The organism is Streptomyces sp. CRCS-T-1 (genome assembly GCF_024442335.1).
In the GTDB taxonomy this organism is placed as follows: domain Bacteria; phylum Actinomycetota; class Actinomycetes; order Streptomycetales; family Streptomycetaceae; genus Streptomyces; species Streptomyces koelreuteriae.
In genome coordinates this window covers 4920580-4939583 of the sequence record NZ_CP101651.1, presented here as the reverse complement: position 1 = coordinate 4939583, position 19004 = coordinate 4920580, and the positions used below count along the sequence as shown (strand labels likewise).

Below are 19004 nucleotides of genomic sequence, written 5' to 3'. Positions count from 1 at the left end.
CCTCACGGCCGCTGCCCTCAGCCCTCGCTCTCCCTGATCGCGTCCCGGTAGGCGCGGGCCGCCGCTCTCAGGGCCGCTTCCGGGTCCACGCCCTCCGACTCGGCGCGGACCGCCAGGGCGAGGAGGTCGTAGCCGATGCCTTCGACGGGTGGGAGGGGTATGTCCAGGTTCGCTGTGCGGGCCCGGGAGGCCAGCTTGGCGGCGAGGGCCAGGCCGGGCTGGCCGAGGGGGATGCCCTCGGTGACGGAGGTGCGCTGCTTCTCGACCGCCTTGGTGCGCAGCCAGTGCGCCTTGACCTCCTCGGGGGTGGTGGCCGTCTCGTCGCCGAAGACATGCGGGTGGCGGTGGATCAGCTTGGCGACGATGCCGCCGGCGACGTCGTCGATGGAGAAGGGGGACTCCAGGTCCTCTTCCGCGATGCGGGCGTGGAAGACCACCTGGAGGAGGACGTCGCCGAGCTCCTCGCGCAGTTCGTCGCGGTCGCCCTCCTCGATCGCCTCGACGAGTTCGTACGCCTCCTCGATGCCGTACTTGGCCAGGCCCTTGTGGGTCTGGCGGGACGACCAGGGGCACTCGGCGCGGATGCGGTCCATGACCTGGACGAGGTCGAGGAGGCGGGCGCCCGGCAGGTCGTAGGAGGCGGGGAGCAGCTCCAGCTCGGGCATGTCGACGCGGCCGGTGCCGGCCAGACGCGCCAGGCCGTCCGTGAGGACCGGCTCGCCCTCGCCGGTCGCCACGACGACCACCGTGCGGCCCCCGGCGCAGGCGTCGACCAGCTCCTGCGCGGCCGGGGACGCCTCGTCGACGGCTATCCCCGCCTCGCGCAGATAGGGCAGCTGCGGGTGGGCGCCGTCCGCGCACAGCACCTGGTCGGCCGCGTGCAGGGCCTGCCAGGCGGGCCAGGAGAGCAGGCCGGGGGCGACGCGGTGGCTGGTGGTGAGCAGGACGATGCGGCCGGTGGCGGCGTGCGCGGCGGGGGCGGCCTGCTCGGGTCGCGGGGTGGCTTCGGGGCTGTTGGCGTTCACGATTCGAAGCTATCCCACGTCGCCGACAGCCCCCGAAGTTATCCACAGGCCTCGCGGGCCCCGAGATTTCCACAGGCTCCGCGCCGCCGGAGTTGTCCACAGGCCCCGGCGGATGGGCGGGCCTACATGCTTTGCTGTGTCTGCGCCGCCGTCACGTCCCGCACCCACGGCGTCTTGGCGTCGGCGCGGCTGCTCTTCTGGACGTCCCAGGTGCCGTAGCGCGGGTTGAGGTCGACGTCCAGGTCCTTGGAGGCCTCGGACAGGGCCTTCCAGAACTCGGGGCGGCTGGTGTCGGTGTTGAGTTTCTCGGCGAGCTTCTGGGCCTCCAGCTGGAGGCGGAGGTTGTCGTCGAGGCGCTCCGGCGGGATGCCGTACTGCTGGAGCCAGGTCGTCTCCAGCGCCTGGGCTCCGCCGGCCTGCTCCTCCAGGCCGGACCGCATCTCCTGGACCTCCCTGCGGGTGACTCTCACCCCGGCGTCCTCGGCGGCGCGGTGCAGCACCCGGTCGAGGATCATGGTGTGCAGGGTGTCGCGAGTGAGGGTGCCGGTCCGGGCGATGGCCTGCTGGTACTGGGCGTCGTCGCGCACGGTCTCCCGCTGGGCCTCGCGGACCTCGCCGACCCGTTCCTCGAGCTGGGAGACGGTGATCCGCTGCCCGCCGACCACGGCCGCGGCGCCGGCATGCGCCTCGTTCCCGCAGGCGGTGAGGAGGGGCGCCGCGGCGGCGATCGCGGCGGTGAGGACGAGCGCGGTGCGACGGCGGCGGTGCAAGGGAACCTCCCGAGGAGATTGTGCGACGGTGCACAAGGTCTTGCGTTGATCGATGTTAGGCAGTGGGCGAGCTCTGGCCAACCCATTCGACCAACGATTCACCAGGACTTCCGGCACCGCCGCGCCGCCCCGAGCCGGGGTGAAGCGCGGGTCCTACCCGCGGACCTGCCCCAGCCACTGCAGCGTCCGGCGGATCTCCGTGCCCAGCGGGTGGCCGGGGCCGTGCGTGCGCTCCACGTCGTGCAGCAGCCGGGCGAGGGTGTCGTGGGCGGCGCCGCGGTCGCCGAGGGCGAGCAGGAGATGGCCGATGCGGCGGCGGACGTCGTGCGCGAGTTCGGGGCCGCCTGCGGCGACGTACTGGTTCTCGTAGTAGGGCAGCACCGCCCGGTACTCGGCGAGCGCGGCGGCCGGTTCGCCGAGCTGTTCGAGGCACTGGGCGGCCTCGTAGCGGAAGCGCAGGGACTGCGGGTCGGCCTGGCCGGCCTCGGCGGCGCGTTCGTCGGCGAGGCGGCGCAGCTCGGGCAGGGCGCGCCGGTACTGCCCGTCGTCCAGGAGCGTGGCCGCGTACTGCTTGCGCAGGGTGCGCACGACCGGGGAGTGCTCGCCGTGCTGTTCGGCGGCGGCGGGCAGGGTCGCGCCGAGGATGTCGACGGCCTGGGTGATGCGGCCCTCGCCGAGGAGCCGTTTGACCTCGTCGACGGCGCGGGCGATGTCCGTCTTCCCGGGCGTCTCGGTGACGGGCGTGGCGGGCGCGGGCTGGGGAGCGGGGGTACGCGCGCGGTCGGGCCAGGGGGCGTGCGGGCGCAGGAAAGGCCGGGTGGGGTCGAGGGGCGCTCCGGTGGGCGTCCCGCGCGCGGGCAGGAGCAGCTCCAGATGCTCGTAGACCTCCTGCGCGGAGGCGGGCCGGTGCTGCGGGTCCTTGGCGAGGAGGCGCAGGACGAGGGCCTCCAGGGCCTCGGGGACCTCGGGGCGGAGGCGGCGCACGGGCTGCGGGGGCTCGTAGAGGTGCCGGTGCAGTACGCCGAGGGCGGTGGAGCCGGAGAAGGGGACGTCGCCGCTGAGCAGTTCGTGCAGGACGACGCCGAGTGCGTAGAGGTCGGTGTAGGGGCCGACCGCGCCGCCCATGGCCTGCTCGGGGGCCATGTAGGCGGGCGAGCCTATGGGGGTGCCGGTGTGGGTGAGGCGGGTGGTGTCGGTGTCCATGACGGAGGCGATGCCGAGGTCGAGGACGGTGACCGTGCCGTCCTGCTTCACCATCACGTTGCGCGGCTTGAGGTCGCGGTGGACGATCGGCACAGCGTGCACGGCGCTGAGCACGGCGCACAGTTGCGCGGCGACGGCGACCGCCCACTGCCAGGGGTACGGGTCGTGCTCGGCGAGATGGCCGGCGAGGTCGGCGCCGTCGATGTACTGCATGACGAGGAACAGCTCCTCGCCCTCGCTGCCCGCGTCGTGCACCGTGACCAGGCCCGGGTGGTCGACCTGCGCGGTCACCCGGCACTCGCGCACGAAGCGGCGGCGCAGTTCCTCCGCGTCCTGCCCGGCCACCTTGTCGGGGTGCAGCAGCTTCACCGCCACGCGCCGGTCGAGCCGCTGGTCGTAGCCCGTCCAGACCTGGCCCATGCCGCCCTGGCCGAGGAGCGTGGACAGCTCGTAGCGGCCGGCGACGACACGTCCCGCCGCCGCGCTCATCTGCCGCCCTCGGAGGTGCCGTCCCGGTGGCCTTCGCCCTCGTGGCGGCGCAGGTAGTCGCTGAGTTCGTCGAGTTCGGCGCGTACCTGGTCGATCCGGGCGGGGGCGGGGCGCTGCGGCGACGGCGGCACCGGGCCGGGGGGCGGGGTGTCGCCGGCGACAGGGGTGTGCGGCGGCTGCTGCGGGACGGGCGTGGACGTGGGGGCGTAGGGCGGCGCGGGGTGCGGATAGCCGTACGGGGTGTGCGTCGCCGTCTGGGCGTGGGGCGACGGGTAGCCGGTGAACTGCTGTGGCCGGCTGTGGTGGCCGATGTCCACGATCAGGAACCAGATGGAGGCGCCCAGGCCGATCAGCAGCATCACGGCCAGCGCGATGTCGCTGCGGTAGTCGCCCTCCGGCAGGGTGCCGACCACCGCGAAGCACGCGATGGACAGCGGCAGACTCACCCAGGCCAGCGCCCAGTACAGGCCCCGTCCGCGCAGGACGGCCACCCGGAACAGCGGTACGCAGGCCAGCACGCCGCAGGTGAGGAAACCGGCGGCGGCGAACAGCACGCGCAGGGAGATGACCGTTGCCGCGCTGCGGGGAGGCGGCGCCGCGCCGTGGCCGTACATGACTGCTCCTGGACCGGTGAGCCGATGGGGACGGATGTGCGAGTGACAGAGCCCGGATGGGAGTCCGAGCGTATAGCCCGACAAGGACAACCCGTCACGGGTTGTACCGAACCGTTGTCGTGCTGATCACTTCGCGTCGCTCACCGCCGCTGCCGGACCCTCACAGGGGGTGCCGCATCCACACGTTGGGCTCGACGTACACCGCGTACCCGCGCGCGGGCTCGCAGCGCACCGGCACCAGGGCGCCGGGCACCTCGATGTCGCCCTCGGTGTCGAAGGGCAGTCCCGTCCAGCGGCGCCAGTGCGCCAGGGCGGCGGACACCGTCATGGACGCGGGTGCCACGGAGTCGATGGTGGCGCCGGCCCGGGCGTGGACGCGCAGCCAGGGGTCCTCGGGCAGGCCGTCGGGGCGGACGCGGTGGGCGTACTCCTCGATGGGGGTGTGCGGTTCCAGGTGCTTGGCGCTCGGGCGGACCGGGGCGACGACCTCGCGGAAGCCGCGGGCCCGGGCGTTGTCGCGCATGGCCGAGAGCATCACGGCGGACAGGCCCCGGCCCTGGGCGTGCGGGGCGACGGAGATCGAGATCGCGCTGACGGTGTCGGGGCGGACACCGCGGCGCAGGTCGGAGAAGGCCCAGACGAGGACGGTGTCCCAGCCGCGGGCGGGCAGTTCGCCGCGGCCCTCGGCGCCGAGGGCGAAGGGCACGCTGTAGCCGTTCGCCACGACCTCGCCCCGCTCGTCCTCGGCGAACAGGACGTACTCGGGGAGTTCGGCGGCGATCCGCGGGAAGTGCGCGGCGCCCACGAGGTCCTGGATCACGAACTCCGGCCAGCTGTCCGCCATTCCGACGACCCGCTCCAGCATGTCGGGGCGGTCGGCGAGGGTCGATATCTTCGGCTGCATGCGGTCACGCTAGGCGAGCGGGGGTCCACCCGGAATCGAATTACCAGGCGGGGCCCGGTCCGACGGCTGGGACTCCCCCCCTGCCGTGTTCGCGCTATCGCGTGCGGACGAACCGCGCCCGCTCGTCCGCCGGGAGCAGCTCGGTCGCACAGCGCACGGTGACGCGCGGCAGTTCGGTCTGGTGGCGTTCGAGGAATGCCACCAGCAGGGGCGCGTCGCGGCGGCCGATCTCGCGCAGCATCCAGCCGAGCGCCTTGTGGATCAGCGGTTCCGGATCCCGGCACAGCGCGCGCACCAGGTGGAGCGTCGGCTCGAAGCGGCCCTCGCGGATGAGCGCCAGCGTGGCGACCACGGCGATCCTGCGGTCCCACAGCCATGCCGAGGCGGCCAGCCGGTCCAGGATCTCCGGGGCGTTCGCCGGTCCGTCCACCAGCCAGGGCCCGAGCACGGTGTGCGCGGAGGCGTCCACGAGGTCCCAGTTGTCCACGGAGTCGGTGTGCGCCAGATAGAAGTCGACCAGCGTCGCGCGCTCCGCCCCGCGCGCCCTGCGCATCCGCTCGGCCAGGACGAGGAGCCCGGCGAGCCGTTCCTCGTGGACGCGGCCGCGCAGCAGCACCTCCACGTCCTCCAGGGCCAGGTCCCGGTGGGCCCGGGCCAGCCGGCGCAGCGCGGGGACGCGCACGCCGAGCAGTTCGTCGTCCTCCGGGGGACGGAGCACCCGCAGTTGCTGCACTCTGATCCCCGGCTCCGCCAGGCCCCGGAGTTCGGTCCGCATGGCGTCGAGCGAATCGGCCGTCATGACGAAGGACGCTAGCCCCTTCAGCCCCCGCACTGCCGCAGCATCATCTCCTTGTCGGGCGCCGTCACGGGCAGGTCGTACTTGAGGGACACCTGGGCGAAGCGCACCGAGTACGAGCAGCGGATCTTCTTGTTCGGCGGCAGCCAGGACGCCGGGCCCGAGTCGCCCTTGGAGCTGTTGGTCGGGCCGTCGACCGGGACGAGATTGAGCGGGTCGTTGGCGATGGACTCCCGCTTGTCCTTCGTCCAGCGCGAAGCGCCCATCTGCCAGTCGTACGACAGCGGCATGACGTGGTCGATCTGGACCGCGATCGCACGGGACTTGGTCCACTCGATGACCTTGCCGGTGTACGGGTCGTGCAGCGTCAGCGCCATGACGACGCAGTCCGAGCCCGAGCGGAAACGGAGGTCCTGCCCGTCGCGCTTCAAGAGGTCGTTCCGCGAGTCGCAGCCGTTGTGCGAGAAGGGGACGTCGCGGGGCGCCGAGTCCTTCCAGGCGTAGCCGAACTCGTCCCGTTCGTATCCCGTCCTGGGGCCGCGCCCCTTCGTCACCACCTTCTCGATCACGTCGCGGGCCCTCGCCCGGTCCTCGGTGGAGGTGATCGCCGCGAGCCCCGGCTTCGTGCCGTCCGGGTTGTCCAGCGGGTTCACCGCCCGGCCGTCGCCTCCCCCGTCGCCGTCGGCCGGGACACCGGAACCGGAGGGTCCGCCGCCGTCCGCGGGCGGGGCCAGTCCCTCACAGCCGACCAGCGTCGAACCGGCGAACACCATCGCGACAGCCAGTGCCGCCCCGCCCCTCAGACGCGTCACCGTGCGCCCCTCCCCTGTGCTTGTCCGTGCCTGGTCCCACGGTAGCGAGGGAGAGGTCCAGACCACATCGGACCTAAAGGGGCATTCCTAGCATGTCGCGCGTATCGTCGGTTCTGAGTCACCTCCTGAAGGAGTTCTGCATGGGCATCTTCGACAAGTTCAAGAGCCAGGCGCGGCACAAGGGCAAGCAAGGCTCGGACACCGCGGAACAGAAGGCCAACGAGAGGACCGGCGGCAAGTACGAGGACCAGGTCGAATCCGGGCAGCAGCGGATGGAGGGCTCGCTCGGCATGGACCAGGACCGCGACCGGCCCGACCAGAAGTAAGGCCTCTCAGCAGTAAGGCCTCTCCTCCCCCAGAGGCCGTCCGGGGAGACGTGTACGCACCTCCCACGGGCGGCTTCGGACGTTCCGTGCCGTGCGGACCGCCGCCGAGCGGCTCGCCGTGCTGGACGCGCGGATCGCCGCGCAGACGGCGGTGCGCGACCGGCTGGCGGCGGTCCTTCGCACGCGGGGTGTGGCGGCGGTCCTTCGCACGTGGGGCGTCAGGACCCCAGCACCGACGTCAGGAACTCCCCGACCCAGCCCAGCAACTCCCGCCCGACCAGCGGCTTTCCGCCGACCTTCGCGGTCTTCGGGCGCGGCACCAGCACCTGGTGCACCGCCGGCTTGATGACCGTCCCGGGATAGAGCCGCTTGAGCCGCAGTTCCTGCGACTCGCGCAACTCCACGGGGGCGAAGCGGATGTTGGTGCCCTGGAGCACGATCTCGCCGACCCCGCAGGCCCGCGCGAGCATCCGCAGACCGGAGACGAGCAGCAGGTTCTCCACCGGCTCGGGCAGCTTGCCGTAGCGGTCGACGAGTTCCTCGCGGACGGCCTTGACGTCCTCCTCCGTGTTGGCGGAGGCGATGGCGCGGTACGCCTGGAGACGGAGCCGCTCGCCCGGCGCGTAGTCGTGCGGGACGTGCGCGTCGACGGGCAGCTCGATCTTGACCTCGAGCGGCGGCTCCTCCTCGATCCCGCCGGTCTCCAGCTGACGCCGGTAGTCGGCGACGGCCTCGCCCACCATCCGCACGTACAGGTCGAAGCCGACGCCCGCGATGTGGCCGGACTGCTCGCCGCCGAGGAGGTTGCCCGCGCCGCGGATCTCCAGGTCCTTCATCGCCACGTACATACCGGCGCCCATCTCGGTGTGCTGCGCGATGGTCGCGAGCCGCTCGTGCGCGGTCTCGGTCAGCGGCTTCTCCGGCGGGTAGAGGAAGTAGGCGTACCCGCGCTCGCGGCCACGCCCCACCCGGCCGCGCAGCTGGTGCAGTTGGGACAGGCCGAAGTTGTCGCCGCGCTCCACGATCAGCGTGTTGGCGTTGGAGATGTCGATGCCGGACTCGACGATCGTCGTGGAGACGAGCACGTCGAACTTCTTCTCCCAGAAGTCGACGACGACCTGCTCCAGCGACTGCTCCGACATCTGGCCGTGGGCGGTGGCGATGCGCGCCTCGGGGACGATCTCGCGCAGCCGGGCCGCCGCCCGGTCGATCGACTCGACCCGGTTGTGGATGTAGAAGACCTGGCCCTCGCGCAGCAGTTCACGGCGGATGGCGGCGCCGATCTGCTTCTCCTCGTAGGGGCCCACGAAGGTCAGCACCGGGTGCCGCTCCTCGGGCGGGGTGGTGATCGTCGACATCTCCCGGATGCCGGTGACCGCCATCTCCAGGGTCCTGGGGATGGGGGTCGCGGACATCGTCAGGACGTCGACGTTCGCCCGGAGCTTCTTCAGCTGCTCCTTGTGCTCGACGCCGAAGCGCTGCTCCTCGTCGACGATGACCAGGCCGAGGTCCTTGAACTTCGTCTCCGACGAGAACAGCCGGTGCGTGCCGATGACGATGTCCACCGAGCCCTCGCGCAGGCCCTCCAGGACCGCCTTGGCCTCGGTGTCGGTCTGGAAGCGGGAGAGCGCCTTCACGCTGACCGGGAACTGCGCGTAGCGCTCGCTGAACGTCCCGAAGTGCTGCTGCACCAGCAGGGTCGTGGGCACCAGGACGGCCACCTGCTTGCCGTCCTGGACGGCCTTGAAGGCGGCCCGGACCGCGATCTCGGTCTTGCCGTAGCCGACGTCGCCGCAGATCAGCCGGTCCATCGGGACCGTCTTCTCCATGTCGTCCTTGACCTCGGCGATGGTGGTGAGCTGGTCGGGCGTCTCCGCGTAGGGGAAGGCGTCCTCCAGCTCGCGCTGCCAGGGGGTGTCGGCCCCGAAGGCATGCCCGGGGGCCGCCATGCGCGCGCTGTACAGCTTGATCAGGTCGGCCGCGATCTCCTTGACGGCCTTCTTCGCGCGGGCCTTGGTCTTCGTCCAGTCGGCGCCGCCCAGCCGGTGCAGCGTGGGGGCCTCGCCGCCGACGTACTTGGTGATCTGCTCCAGCTGGTCGGTGGGGATGTAGAGACGGTCGCCGGGCTGGCCGCGCTTGGCGGGCGCGTACTCCACGACCAGGTACTCACGGGTCGCGCCCTGCACGGTGCGCTGCACCATCTCGATGTAGCGGCCCACGCCGTGCTGCTCGTGGACGATGTAGTCGCCCGGCTCCAGGGTGAGCGGGTCGATGGTCTTGCGGCGGCGGGCCGGCATCCGGGCGCCCTCGCGGCCCGCGGCCCTCTGGCCGGTCAGGTCGGTCTCGGTGAGCACCGCGAGGCCGAGGGCCGTGTCGACGAAGCCGTGCTCGATCGAGCCGCACGCCACATGCACCAGGGACGGGGAGATCTCGGCGAGGTCGGCGTCGAGACGGGCCGCGATGCCCTCGCCGCCCAGCACCTCGACCGTACGGGCGGCCGGGCCGTGCCCCTCGGTCACGAACACCGTGCGCCAGCCGTCGGCGAGCCAGCCCTTGGTGTCGGCGAGGGCCTTGGCGGTGTCGCCCCGGTAGGTCTCCGGGGCGTGCATGCCGAGCTTGAGAGTGTCGGCGTCCAGCTCCTCGTCGGCGGCGAACGGCGACACCGACCACCACATCATGTCCAGCTCGCGGGCCCGCTCCCGGACGTCCGCGATGGACCACAGGGAGGCCGCGCCGACGTCGATGGGCGCCTCGCCGCCGCCGGCGGTGGCCGCCCAGGAGGCCTGGAGGAACTCCTGCGAGGTGGCCACCAGGTCCGACGCGCGCGTACGGACCCGCTCCGGGTCGCAGACGACGGCCATGGCGCCCTTGGGCAGTACGTCGAGCAGCAGCTCCATGTCGTCGACCAGGACCGGGGCGAGGGACTCCATGCCCTCGACCGCGATGCCCTCGGCGATCTTGCCGAGCAGCTCGCCCAGCTCGGGGTGCTGTTCGGCGAGGGCCCGCGCACGCTCGCGTACGTCCTCGGTGAGCAGCAGTTCACGGCACGGCGGCGCCCACAGGCCGTGCTCGGCGACTTCGAGGGAGCGCTGGTCGGCGACCTTGAAGTAGCGAATCTCCTCTACGTCGTCGCCCCAGAACTCGATGCGCAGGGGGTGTTCCTCGGTGGGCGGGAACACGTCGAGGATGCCGCCGCGCACGGCGAACTCGCCGCGCTTCTCCACCAGCTCCACGCGCGCGTACGCCGCGGCCCCGAGGGCGTCGACGATCTCCTCGAGGTCGACGCTCTGCCCCGGTCTCAGGGAGACCGGCTCCAGGTCGCCGAGGCCCTTGACCTGCGGCTGGAGCACGGACCTGACGGGCGCGACGACGACGGAGACCGGGCCGGTCTCGGGGTCGTCGGGGCGGGGGTGGGCCAGGCGGCGCAGCACGGCCAGACGGCGGCCGACGGTGTCGCTGCGGGGGCTGAGCCGCTCGTGCGGGAGGGTCTCCCAGGAGGGGTACTCCACCACTCCCTCCGGCGGGAGGAGGGAGCGCAGGGCCGCGGCCAGGTCCTCGGCCTCGCGGCCCGTCGCCGTCACGGCCAGCACCGGGCGGCCCGTGTCCCGGGCCAGGGCGGCGACCGCGAAGGGGCGGGCGGCCGGGGGGCCGACCAGGTCGACGTGCATGCGGTTGCCGTCTGCGGCCGCGCTGATCGCTTCCGCGAGGGCGGGGTCTCTGACTACGGCGTCGAGCAGACCGTGCAGGCTCATACGGGTCTTTTCCGTCCAGGGGTGGGCAACACGACTGGCCCGACGCGCGCCGCGGGCCGGGGGTCTCCAGCGTACGTCGCTGCGCGGCCGGGCGGCGGGGCCTGTGGACAACGCCCCGTGTCAGGTGCTCGGCATCGGTGTCCTGGCCTGCCAGGGGGCTCCGCCCCCTGGACCCCCGGGACCTGTGCCCACCCGCCGCCCGAAGCGGTCGGACAGGAAGCCGGGCTCGCGGGTCCGCAACAGCACCCGGCGCCGAGGAGTCCTGGACTCCTCGGCGCCGGGTCCCCCGCAACCCCCGTGTGCGGTGGTTCTCGGTGACGACTGCCGCGCTACTCCGTCGCGATCGCGTTCAGCACGTTCATCCGCCCCGCCCGGAACGCCGGGATCAGTGCCGCGAACAGGCCCACGAACGCCGAGCTGACGAAGACGCCGATGATCGTCGGCCAGGGGATCTCCAGGACCATCAGGCCCTCCAGCGCGAGGAGCTGCTGCGCGGTGGCGCCCCAGCCCATGCCCAGGCCGAGGCCGAGGAGGGCGCCGAAGAGGGCGATGACGACCGACTCCATGCGGATCATGCGGCGGAGCTGGCGGCGGGAGAGGCCGATCGCCCGCATCAGGCCGATCTCCCGGGTGCGCTCCACCACGGACAGGGCCAGGGTGTTCACCACGCCCAGGATGGCGACGATGATCGCCAGGGCCAGCAGGCCGTAGATCATCTTGAGCAGCTGGCCGATCTGGTCCTTCAGGGCTTCCTTGTAGTCGGTCTGGTCGCGCACGACGTACTGCGGGTAGTCGTGCATGACCGACTTCAGGGACTTGTACGCGGCCTCCTCCTGCCCCTCCTCGGCGCTGGCGAAGAGCAGCGTGTCCAGCGGCATCTTGTCGGCCGGGACGTACTTGGCCATCGTCGAGATGGACGTGTACATCGCGCCCGCGTCGATCACGGCGTCACTGCTGGTGATCGCCCGGACCGTCAGGTCGGCCGTGCGGCCGTCCTTGAAGGCGACGGAGATCTTGGAGCCGAGGCTGATGCCGTGGTCCTCGGCGAACTTCTCGTGCACGGACATCGAGTCGGGCTTGTAGGCGTCGGGGAGCTTGCCGGCGACCGTCTCGGTGCGCAGGTCGGTGGCGTACGTGGGGTCGGCGGCGGTGATCGCCGTGTCCTTGAGCGTCTTGCCGTCGGGGGTGGTGAAGTCGGCCTCGGTCCACTTGTACTCGGTGAACCGCTCCATGTCCGACGCGGACTTCGCGGCCTGCACCGCCTGCGGGGTGAGGAGCTGGCCCCTGTCGGACTGGATGATGAAGTCCGTGCCGACGGTCTTGTCGAGCTGGTCGGTGGCGGAGGCCACCATGGAGGAACCGACCACGGACAGGCACGCCACCAGGGCGAGGCCGATCATCAGGGCGGCGCCCGTCGCGCCGGTGCGGCGCGGGTTGCGCAGGGCGTTGCGCTCGGCCATGCGGCCCACGGGGCCGAACATGCGCAGCAGGACGGCGCCGAGGACCCGGACCACACCGCCGGCGAGCAGCGGGCCGATGACGACGAAGCCGATCAGCGACAGGACCACGCCGAGGCCGAGCCAGAGCGAGCCCTCCTTGGCCTGGTCGGCCGTCGCCGCCAGATACAGGCCGAGGGCGCCGACGCCGGTGAGGACGGTGCCGATCGCGGCGCGGATCCAGCCGGCCTTGGCGTCCGCGGGGGCACCCGCGTCGCGCAGCGCGGCCATCGGGGAGATCTTGCCGGCGCGCCGGGCGGGCAGGTAGGCGGCCAGGACGGTGACGATCACGCCGAGGAGCAGGCCGGCCACCGGGGTCGTCCAGGCCACCGTCAGGTCGTCGGTGGACAGCTCCATGCCCATCTGGCCCATGAGCTTCATCAGGCCGATCGCGAGGCCGACGCCCGCGGCCACACCGAGCACCGAGCCGACGACGCCGAGCAGCAGCGCCTCGATCAGCACCGAGCGGTTGACCTGCTTGCGGGAGGAGCCGATCGCCCGCATCAGGCCGATCTCCCGGGTGCGCTGGGCGACCAGCATGGAGAAGGTGTTGATGATCAGGAAGATGCCGACGAGGAAGGCGATCCCGGCGAAGCCGAGCATCGCGTACTTCATGACGTTCATGAAGCCCGCGACGTCCTTCTGGTTGGCGTCGGCGGTCTCCTTGGCGGTCTTCACCTGGAGGTCGCCGCCGAGCGCGGCCGTCACGTTCTTCTTCAGCTGCGCGTCGCTGACGCCGGCGGCCGCGGTGACGTTGACGTTGGTGTAGACGCCGCTCTCGCCGACCAGGGCCTGCTGGGCGGTCTTGGTGTCGAGGTAGAAGATCGCGGCACCGGGGTTGGTGACGGTGAAGTCGGCGATGCCGGAGATCTTCGCGGTGTGGGTGCCCATCGCGCTGATCACGCCGATCGGGTCGCCGAGCTTGAGGCCGTGCTTGTCGGCGGTGTCGGCGTCGACCATGATCTGGTCGGCGCTTTTGGGCGCCGCACCGGAGGTGACCTTCATGGTGCGGGCTTCGTTGCCGTTCCAGCCGCCGACGATGGTCGGGGCGCCGCTGGAGGGCGACAGGTTGTCCTTGTCGCCGTCGACGACGGTCACCGAGGTGGAGAACACCGCGCCCTCGGCGGACTTCACACCGTCGGCGCCCCGGACCTCGGCGAGCACGGAGGCCGGCATGACCGGCGGCTTGCCGTTGTCGGAGGTCGTCTCCCCGCTGTCGGAGGCGCCCTTGGGGCTCACCGTCACATCGGAGGAGGTGGCCGCGAAGAGCTTGTCGAACGTGGTCGACATGGTGTCCGTGAAGACGAGCGTCCCGCAGACGAAGGCCACCGACAGCAGGACGGCGATCGCCGACAGCGCCATACGGCCCTTGTGCGCGAGGAAGTTGCGCATCGAGGTCTTCATGACGGTCATGACGTACGCCCCCGGGCGTCGAAGTCCTTCATGCGGTCCAGGACGGCGTCCGCGGTCGGCTTGAACATCTCGTCGACGATCCGGCCGTCGGCGAGGTACAGGACCCGGTCCGCGTAACTGGCGGCGACGGGGTCGTGGGTGACCATCACGATGGTCTGGCCCAGCTCGTCGACGGAGCGGCGCAGGAAGCCCAGCACCTCGGCGCCGGCGCGCGAGTCGAGGTTTCCGGTCGGCTCGTCCCCGAAGATGATCTCGGGCCGGGCCGCCAAGGCCCGTGCCACGGCGACGCGCTGCTGCTGGCCGCCGGAGAGCTGGGTGGGCCGGTGCTTGAGACGGTCGGAGAGCCCGACGGTCTCCACGACCCGCCCGAGCCACTCCTTGTCCGGCTTGCGGCCGGCGATGTCCATGGGCAGCGTGATGTTCTCGATCGCGTTCAGCGTCGGCAGCAGGTTGAACGCCTGGAAGATGAACCCGATCCGGTCCCGGCGCAGTTGTGTGAGCTTCTTGTCCTTCAGACCGGTGATCTCGGTCTCGTCGAGGTGGATCTGCCCGCCGGTGACGGTGTCGAGCCCGGCGAGGCAGTGCATGAGCGTGGACTTGCCGGACCCCGAGGGGCCCATGATCGCGGTGAACTGGCCGCGTGCGATGTCCACGTCGACATGGTCGAGGGCGACGACCCGGGTCTCCCCGGATCCGTACGCCTTCACGACCTGCCGTGCCCGTGCGGCAACGGCCGTACGCCCGCCAGTACCCCCGTGCCTGGGAATGGTTACAGCCGATGTCACGGTATGTCTCCTATGTCGGTCAGTAGTGTCGATCAGCAGAAGGTGATGTGTCTCAAGTCTTTCGGTGGGGAGGGGTCACGCGCCCTGGTGTTGGGCGCCGTCTTCTTCCTGTGGAAAACCCCACCCCGCCGGTGTGGAACACCGCCCCCCGACGGCGTAAAGCCAGGTTAAGGACGGACCCCTCCGCGTCTCGTCCTCCGCCGGTACGAACCCTCCCCAGGTCGTAGTACGGAGGTACCCCTAGGGGCAGTCCACCGAAGGGTGGAGTCCTTCTCAGGGTCGGCTCCACCTCACGGCCCAGTCAGGCTCCACCCTCCCGTGACGTCAGGGTCAAGTGGGAAGCTGTCCTTCGGGTAAATAGGTGCAAGGGGCAGGCAGGCGCGAGGGGAAGGCACCCGGGGTGGGAAGCACCAGTTCCGCGGCACGTGAGGCGGCTCGTCCCGCGACGACCGGCCGGCGCGGGGCCGTCGTCGCCGCGCTGATGCTCTCGATGGCGCTGGCGGCGCTCGACTCCACCATCGTCTCGACGGCCGTGCCGCAGATCGTCGGGGACCTCGGCGGATTCTCCGTCTTCTCCTGGCTGTTCTCCGGCTATCTGCTGGCCGTGACCGTCACCCTGCCCGTCTACGGCAAGCTCTCCGACACCTTCGGCCGCAAACCGGTCCTCGTCGTGGGCTCGGTCGTCTTCCTCCTCGGCTCCCTGCTGTGCGCGCTGGCCTGGAACATGGAGGCGCTCATCGCCTTCCGCGTCGTGCAGGGCCTCGGCGGCGGCGCGCTCCAGGGCACGGTGCAGACGCTCGCCGCCGACCTGTACCCGCTGAAGGACCGCCCCAAGATCCAGTCGAAGCTCTCCACGGTGTGGGCGGTGTCCGCGGTCGCCGGCCCTGGTCTCGGCGGGGTGCTCGCCGCGTACGCGGACTGGCGGTGGATCTTCCTGGTCAACCTGCCGATCGGCGCGGTCGCGTTGTGGCTGATCGTGCGTCATCTGCACGAGCCGGAGCGGGAGACCGTCGCCCACGCGCGCGTGGACTGGGCCGGCGCGCTCGCGGTGTTCGCCTGCGGCGGCGTCCTGCTCGCGGCCCTGGTGCAGGGCGGAGTGGCCTGGCCGTGGCTGTCGGCGCCCTCGCTCGCCCTGTTCGGTACGGGACTCGCCCTGGTCGCGGTGGTGGTGCTGGTGGAGCGGCGGGCCGCGGAGCCGATCATCCCCGGCTGGGTGTGGCGGCGCCGCACGATCGCCGCGGTCAATCTCGCCCTGGGCGCGCTGGGCCTGCTGATGGTGGCGCCGACGGTGTTCCTGCCCACCTACGCCCAGGGCGTGCTGGGCCTGGCGCCGGTCGCCGCCGGATTCGTGCTCTCCGTATGGACGTTGAGCTGGCCCATATCGGCGGCCCTGAGCCAGCACGTGTACCGCAGGATCGGCTTCCGCAACACCGCGATGCTGGGCATCGGCGCCGCCGCCCTGATCCTGTTCGCGTTCCCCTTCCTCCCCTACCCGGGGCAGGCCTGGCAGCCGACGCTGCTGATGCTGCTGCTCGGCGCCGCGCTGGGCCTGTTCCAGTTGCCGCTCATCGTCGGGGTGCAGTCGACGGTGGGCTGGGCCGAGCGCGGTACGACGACCGCGTCGGTGCTGTTCTGCCGCCAGACCGGCCAGACGATCGGAGCGGCCCTCTTCGGCGCCGTCGCCAACGGGGTGCTGGCCGCGCGGCTCGGCGGGGCGAGCGACCTCGACTCGGTGACCCGGGCCCTGGACTCGGGCAGCGCGCCCGAGGCGACCCGGCGGGCGATCGCCGACGCGGTGCACGCCGTCTACCTGGGCGCCTCGTGCGCGGCGGCCCTGGCGTTCCTGGTGCTGCTGTTCCTCGCGCCCCGGAAATTCCCGGTGCTGGGGGACTGAGCGTCCGTATCCTCCCGCCCATGCCGACCCTGGAACCACTCCGAGCCGATCACGCGGACGCCCTGCTGGCCTTCGAGCAGGAGAACCGGGCGTACTTCGCCCGCACGGTCCCGGACCGCGGGGACGTCTTCTTCACACCGGCGGGCTTCGCCGAACGCCTCCGGTCGCTCCTGGCGGAACAGCACGCGCGCGCGTGCCGCTTCCATGTCGTCCTCGGGGAGGAGGGGAACCTGATCGGCCGGGTGAACCTGATCGACGTGGCGGACGGCAGCGCCGAACTCGGCTACCGCATCGGCGAACAGGCGGCGGGCCGGGGCGTGGCGACGGCGGCCGTCGCACAGGTGTGCCACCTGGCCGCCACCGACTACGGCCTGACGTCCCTCACCGCGGCCACGACCCTGGACAACCCGGCCTCCATGAGAGTCCTGGCCCGCAACGGTTTCACGCGGGTGGAGGAGGCGATCGTGGGCGGCCGCCCGGGAGTCCGCTTCCTACGCCGACCACTCCGTCAACGGGGGTAACACCCAAGGTCAAAAAGGCAAGCGCATACCGACCAATCAGTTTGGCGAAACCCTCGCGCTGCCCCGGTACTCCGAAGTAACGTGCGTGGCCGCCCGCCCCCCACCTCCCTGCGGCCCGCCGCACCGGATCCAACCCTCGCAAGGAGCACCGGGATGTCTTTCGACCCGCCGCCGTCCTACCCCTATCCCCCACCCGATTCCTCGCCCTCCTACGACACCTACCCCTGGCAGCCGCAGCAGCAGCCCGAACCGCCGGAGCGGCGCCCCCAACGCCACACCGCGCTCGGGCACCACAGCGACCTGCGGGTCCTGCGCAGCGCCTACCGCTGGCAGCGGCGCGTGGCCACGCTCACGGCGCTCGGCTACTTCACCCTGTTCCTGATCCTGTCGGCGTTCGCCCCGTCGTTCATGACGAGCACCGTCACCGACGGCCTGCCCACCGGCCTGCTCCTCGCGCTCATCCAGGTCCCCGTGACCTGGCTGGCCATCGCCCTGTACGAGCAGACGGCCCGGCGCCGCGTCGACCCGATCGCGGACCGGATACGCAAGCAGGCCGAACTGGACGCCAAGCGGGAGAGTGCACGGTGATCAGCGAGTTCAGCGGCAACGCCCAGGCGATGTCCCTGGTGGGCTTCACCTCGGTGGCCACCATCACCCTGCTGCTGTGTGTGATGACGGGCCCGGACCGGGACGACCTCGACGAGTTCTACACCGGGTACAGCTCCCTGTCCCCCATGCGCAACGGCCTGGCGATCGCCGGCGACTACATCTCCGCCGCGACCGTCCTCGGCACCGGCGGCGTGATCGCCCTCTTCGGCTACGACGGCACCGTACTGGCCCTGAGCACGGCCCTGTCGCTGATGCTGCTGATGTTCCTGCTGGCGGAACCGCTGCGCAACGCGGGCCGGTTCACCATGGGCGACGCGCTGACCCGCCGGATGCCGGGACGCGGTGTGCGGATCGCGGCCTGCGCGGTGACGCTGGCGGCGCTGCTGCCGCTGATGCTGGTGCAGTTGGCGGGCACCGGGCAGCTGATGGCGTTCATCCTCGGCTTCTCCGGCGAGTCGATGCAGACGGGCTGCATCATCGGCGTCGGCGCGCTGATGATCAGCTACGCGGCGATCGGCGGCATGAAGGGCACCGCCCTCATCCAGATCCTGAAGATCGTGATGCTGCTCGGTTCGGGCATGGTGGTCGCGCTGCTGATCCTGAACCGCTTCGACTGGGACCCGGGAGCCCTGTTCGGCGCGGCCGCCGCCAACAGCGGCGTCGGCTCGGCGTTCCTCTCGTCCGGCCTGCAGTTCGCGGGCGGCCCCAGCCCCGGCCTGGACATGATCACCGCGCATCTGACGGTGGTCCTCGGCGGCGGCGTCCTGCCGCACGTCACCATGCGCATGTACACCGCCTCCAGCGCCCGGCAGGTGCGGCGTTCGATGTCCTGGGCGGTGTCGGGCGTGGCCCTGTTCGTGCTAGTCATCACGGTCATCGGCTTCGGCGCGACCGCGCTGGTCGGCCGGGCGGCGATCGCGCAGGTCGACCCGCAGGGCAACACCGCGTATCTACTGGGTTCGCAGGCGGCGTTCGGCGCGGAGGTGTCGACGGCGGAGACGTTCCTGTTCACGACCGTCACCACGGCCGTCTTCCTCACGCTGCTCGCGTCCGTCGCCGGCATGATCCTCGCCTGCGCCAACTCCCTCGCGCACGACGTGTTCGCGGCCCGGGTGCAGGAGATGTCACCGCGCCGCGAGATGACACTGGCCCGGCTCTCGGCGCTGGGCGTGGGCATCCCGGCGATCCTGCTGGCCACGCTCGTCCAGCACCGCAGCCTGCAGCCCCTGGTGACGCTGTCGTTCTGCCTGGGCGCCTCGGCCATCGCGCCCGCGCTGGTCTACAGCCTCTTCTGGCGCCGCTACACCCGGACGGGCCTGCTCAGCACCCTCATCGGCGGCTCGCTGGCCGTCCTGCTGCTGATGCCGGGCACCAACCTGGTCTCCGGCTCGCCCGTGTCGGCCTTCCCCGACGCCGACTTCAACTGGTTGCCGTTCACCACGACGGGCCTGTTCTCCATACCCCTGGGCTTCGCCTGCGGCTGGCTGGGCACGGTGGCCTCCGGCCGCAGGAAGTCGGAGGAACAACGCCACCAGTACGAGGCGGTGGAGGGCTGGATCCTCGCCGGCGCGGTACGAAGGAGCCGCTGACCGGAA

Annotated in this window: 15 protein-coding genes and 1 pseudogene; 6 read left to right on the top strand and 10 right to left on the bottom strand. The window is 71.5% G+C overall.

Annotation, left to right across the window (positions count from 1 at the left end; all coding sequences use genetic code 11):
- Window positions 1–17 precede the first annotated feature (17 nt).
- The 7 genes from NNW99_RS22530 to NNW99_RS22500 form a co-directional block, all read right to left on the bottom strand.
- Window positions 18–1025: a nucleoside triphosphate pyrophosphohydrolase gene (locus tag NNW99_RS22530; protein WP_215120951.1), complete on the bottom strand. Its 1008-nt coding sequence runs from the start codon at window positions 1023–1025 to the stop codon at window positions 18–20.
- Between the two features lie 122 nt (window positions 1026–1147).
- Window positions 1148–1795 (bottom strand): SurA N-terminal domain-containing protein, encoded by a 648-nt coding sequence (locus NNW99_RS22525; RefSeq protein ID WP_215120950.1) that lies wholly within the window; start codon window positions 1793–1795, stop codon window positions 1148–1150.
- A 153-nt stretch (window positions 1796–1948) separates the two neighbouring features.
- Entirely contained in the window at window positions 1949–3487 is a 1539-nt protein-coding gene (locus tag NNW99_RS22520) for a serine/threonine-protein kinase (protein ID WP_215120949.1), read from the bottom strand.
- Window positions 3484–4101 carry a hypothetical protein gene (locus tag NNW99_RS22515; protein WP_215120948.1) on the bottom strand — a complete coding sequence of 206 codons (618 nt, stop codon included), beginning with the start codon at window positions 4099–4101 and terminating at the stop codon, window positions 3484–3486. The genes NNW99_RS22520 and NNW99_RS22515 overlap by 4 nt, the downstream gene beginning before the upstream one ends.
- Before the next feature lie 160 nt (window positions 4102–4261).
- Entirely contained in the window at window positions 4262–5005 is a 744-nt protein-coding gene (locus NNW99_RS22510; RefSeq protein WP_215120947.1) for an N-acetyltransferase, read from the bottom strand.
- A 94-nt stretch (window positions 5006–5099) separates the two neighbouring features.
- The gene (locus tag NNW99_RS22505; RefSeq protein ID WP_215120946.1) at window positions 5100–5804 is read right to left on the bottom strand and encodes a DNA alkylation repair protein; all 705 of its coding nucleotides are present in this window, start codon (window positions 5802–5804) and stop codon (window positions 5100–5102) included.
- Window positions 5805–5824: 20 nt separating this feature from the next.
- Entirely contained in the window at window positions 5825–6613 is a 789-nt protein-coding gene (locus NNW99_RS22500) for an HNH endonuclease family protein (protein ID WP_251057906.1), read from the bottom strand.
- A gap of 140 nt (window positions 6614–6753) precedes the next feature.
- On the opposite strand from NNW99_RS22500, the gene NNW99_RS22495 reads away from it, so the two are divergent.
- Together NNW99_RS22495 and NNW99_RS22490 are read left to right on the top strand one after the other, a co-directional pair.
- A complete protein-coding gene (locus NNW99_RS22495; RefSeq protein WP_215120945.1) occupies window positions 6754–6939 on the top strand; it encodes an Rv0909 family putative TA system antitoxin in 186 nt (61 codons plus the stop codon).
- 88 nt (window positions 6940–7027) lie between these two features.
- Window positions 7028–7120 (top strand): annotated as a pseudogene (locus NNW99_RS22490) (MerR family transcriptional regulator); the annotation flags it as partial.
- Between the two features lie 37 nt (window positions 7121–7157).
- Here the strand turns inward: NNW99_RS22490 and mfd are convergent.
- The 3 genes from mfd to NNW99_RS22475 all read right to left on the bottom strand — a co-directional run bounded on the left by mfd (window position 7158) and on the right by NNW99_RS22475 (window position 14385).
- Complete coding sequence (mfd, locus tag NNW99_RS22485) at window positions 7158–10691, bottom strand: transcription-repair coupling factor (protein WP_215120944.1); 3534 nt, start codon at window positions 10689–10691, stop codon at window positions 7158–7160.
- Window positions 10692–11020: 329 nt separating this feature from the next.
- Window positions 11021–13600 carry an ABC transporter permease gene (locus tag NNW99_RS22480; protein WP_215120943.1) on the bottom strand — a complete coding sequence of 860 codons (2580 nt, stop codon included), beginning with the start codon at window positions 13598–13600 and terminating at the stop codon, window positions 11021–11023.
- A complete protein-coding gene (locus NNW99_RS22475; RefSeq protein ID WP_215120942.1) occupies window positions 13597–14385 on the bottom strand; it encodes an ABC transporter ATP-binding protein in 789 nt (262 codons plus the stop codon). Before NNW99_RS22475 ends, NNW99_RS22480 begins: the two co-directional genes overlap by 4 nt.
- A 400-nt stretch (window positions 14386–14785) precedes the next feature.
- Between NNW99_RS22475 and NNW99_RS22470 the strand changes: the two genes are divergently transcribed.
- From NNW99_RS22470 to NNW99_RS22455, 4 genes are all read left to right on the top strand, one after another.
- On the top strand, window positions 14786–16279 hold the full coding sequence (locus NNW99_RS22470; protein WP_215120941.1) for an MFS transporter: 1494 nt from the start codon (window positions 14786–14788) through the stop codon (window positions 16277–16279).
- Between the two features lie 20 nt (window positions 16280–16299).
- Window positions 16300–16800, top strand: a complete 501-nt coding sequence (locus tag NNW99_RS22465; protein WP_215120940.1) for a GNAT family N-acetyltransferase — start codon at window positions 16300–16302, stop codon at window positions 16798–16800.
- 153 nt (window positions 16801–16953) lie between these two features.
- Window positions 16954–17388 carry a DUF485 domain-containing protein gene (locus NNW99_RS22460; protein WP_215120939.1) on the top strand — a complete coding sequence of 145 codons (435 nt, stop codon included), beginning with the start codon at window positions 16954–16956 and terminating at the stop codon, window positions 17386–17388.
- 29 nt (window positions 17389–17417) lie between these two features.
- On the top strand, window positions 17418–18998 hold the full coding sequence (locus NNW99_RS22455; protein WP_370869207.1) for a cation acetate symporter: 1581 nt from the start codon (window positions 17418–17420) through the stop codon (window positions 18996–18998).
- The last annotated feature ends 6 nt before the right edge of the window (window positions 18999–19004 follow it).

What these genes read in the sequence shown, in the direction of transcription:
- NNW99_RS22505 (WP_215120946.1), bottom strand. Translation starts at nt 5,804, where the DNA reads ATGACGGCCGATTCGCTCGACGCCATGCGGACCGAACTCCGGGGCCTG.
- NNW99_RS22465 (WP_215120940.1), top strand. Translation starts at nt 16,300, where the DNA reads ATGCCGACCCTGGAACCACTCCGAGCCGATCACGCGGACGCCCTGCTG.
- NNW99_RS22495 (WP_215120945.1), top strand. Translation starts at nt 6,754, where the DNA reads ATGGGCATCTTCGACAAGTTCAAGAGCCAGGCGCGGCACAAGGGCAAG.
- NNW99_RS22510 (WP_215120947.1), bottom strand. Translation starts at nt 5,005, where the DNA reads ATGCAGCCGAAGATATCGACCCTCGCCGACCGCCCCGACATGCTGGAG.
- NNW99_RS22480 (WP_215120943.1), bottom strand. Translation starts at nt 13,600, where the DNA reads ATGACCGTCATGAAGACCTCGATGCGCAACTTCCTCGCGCACAAGGGC.
- NNW99_RS22520 (WP_215120949.1), bottom strand. Translation starts at nt 3,487, where the DNA reads ATGAGCGCGGCGGCGGGACGTGTCGTCGCCGGCCGCTACGAGCTGTCC.
- NNW99_RS22460 (WP_215120939.1), top strand. Translation starts at nt 16,954, where the DNA reads ATGTCTTTCGACCCGCCGCCGTCCTACCCCTATCCCCCACCCGATTCC.
- NNW99_RS22515 (WP_215120948.1), bottom strand. Translation starts at nt 4,101, where the DNA reads ATGTACGGCCACGGCGCGGCGCCGCCTCCCCGCAGCGCGGCAACGGTC.
- NNW99_RS22455 (WP_370869207.1), top strand. Translation starts at nt 17,418, where the DNA reads ATGTCCCTGGTGGGCTTCACCTCGGTGGCCACCATCACCCTGCTGCTG.
- mfd (WP_215120944.1), bottom strand. Translation starts at nt 10,691, where the DNA reads ATGAGCCTGCACGGTCTGCTCGACGCCGTAGTCAGAGACCCCGCCCTC.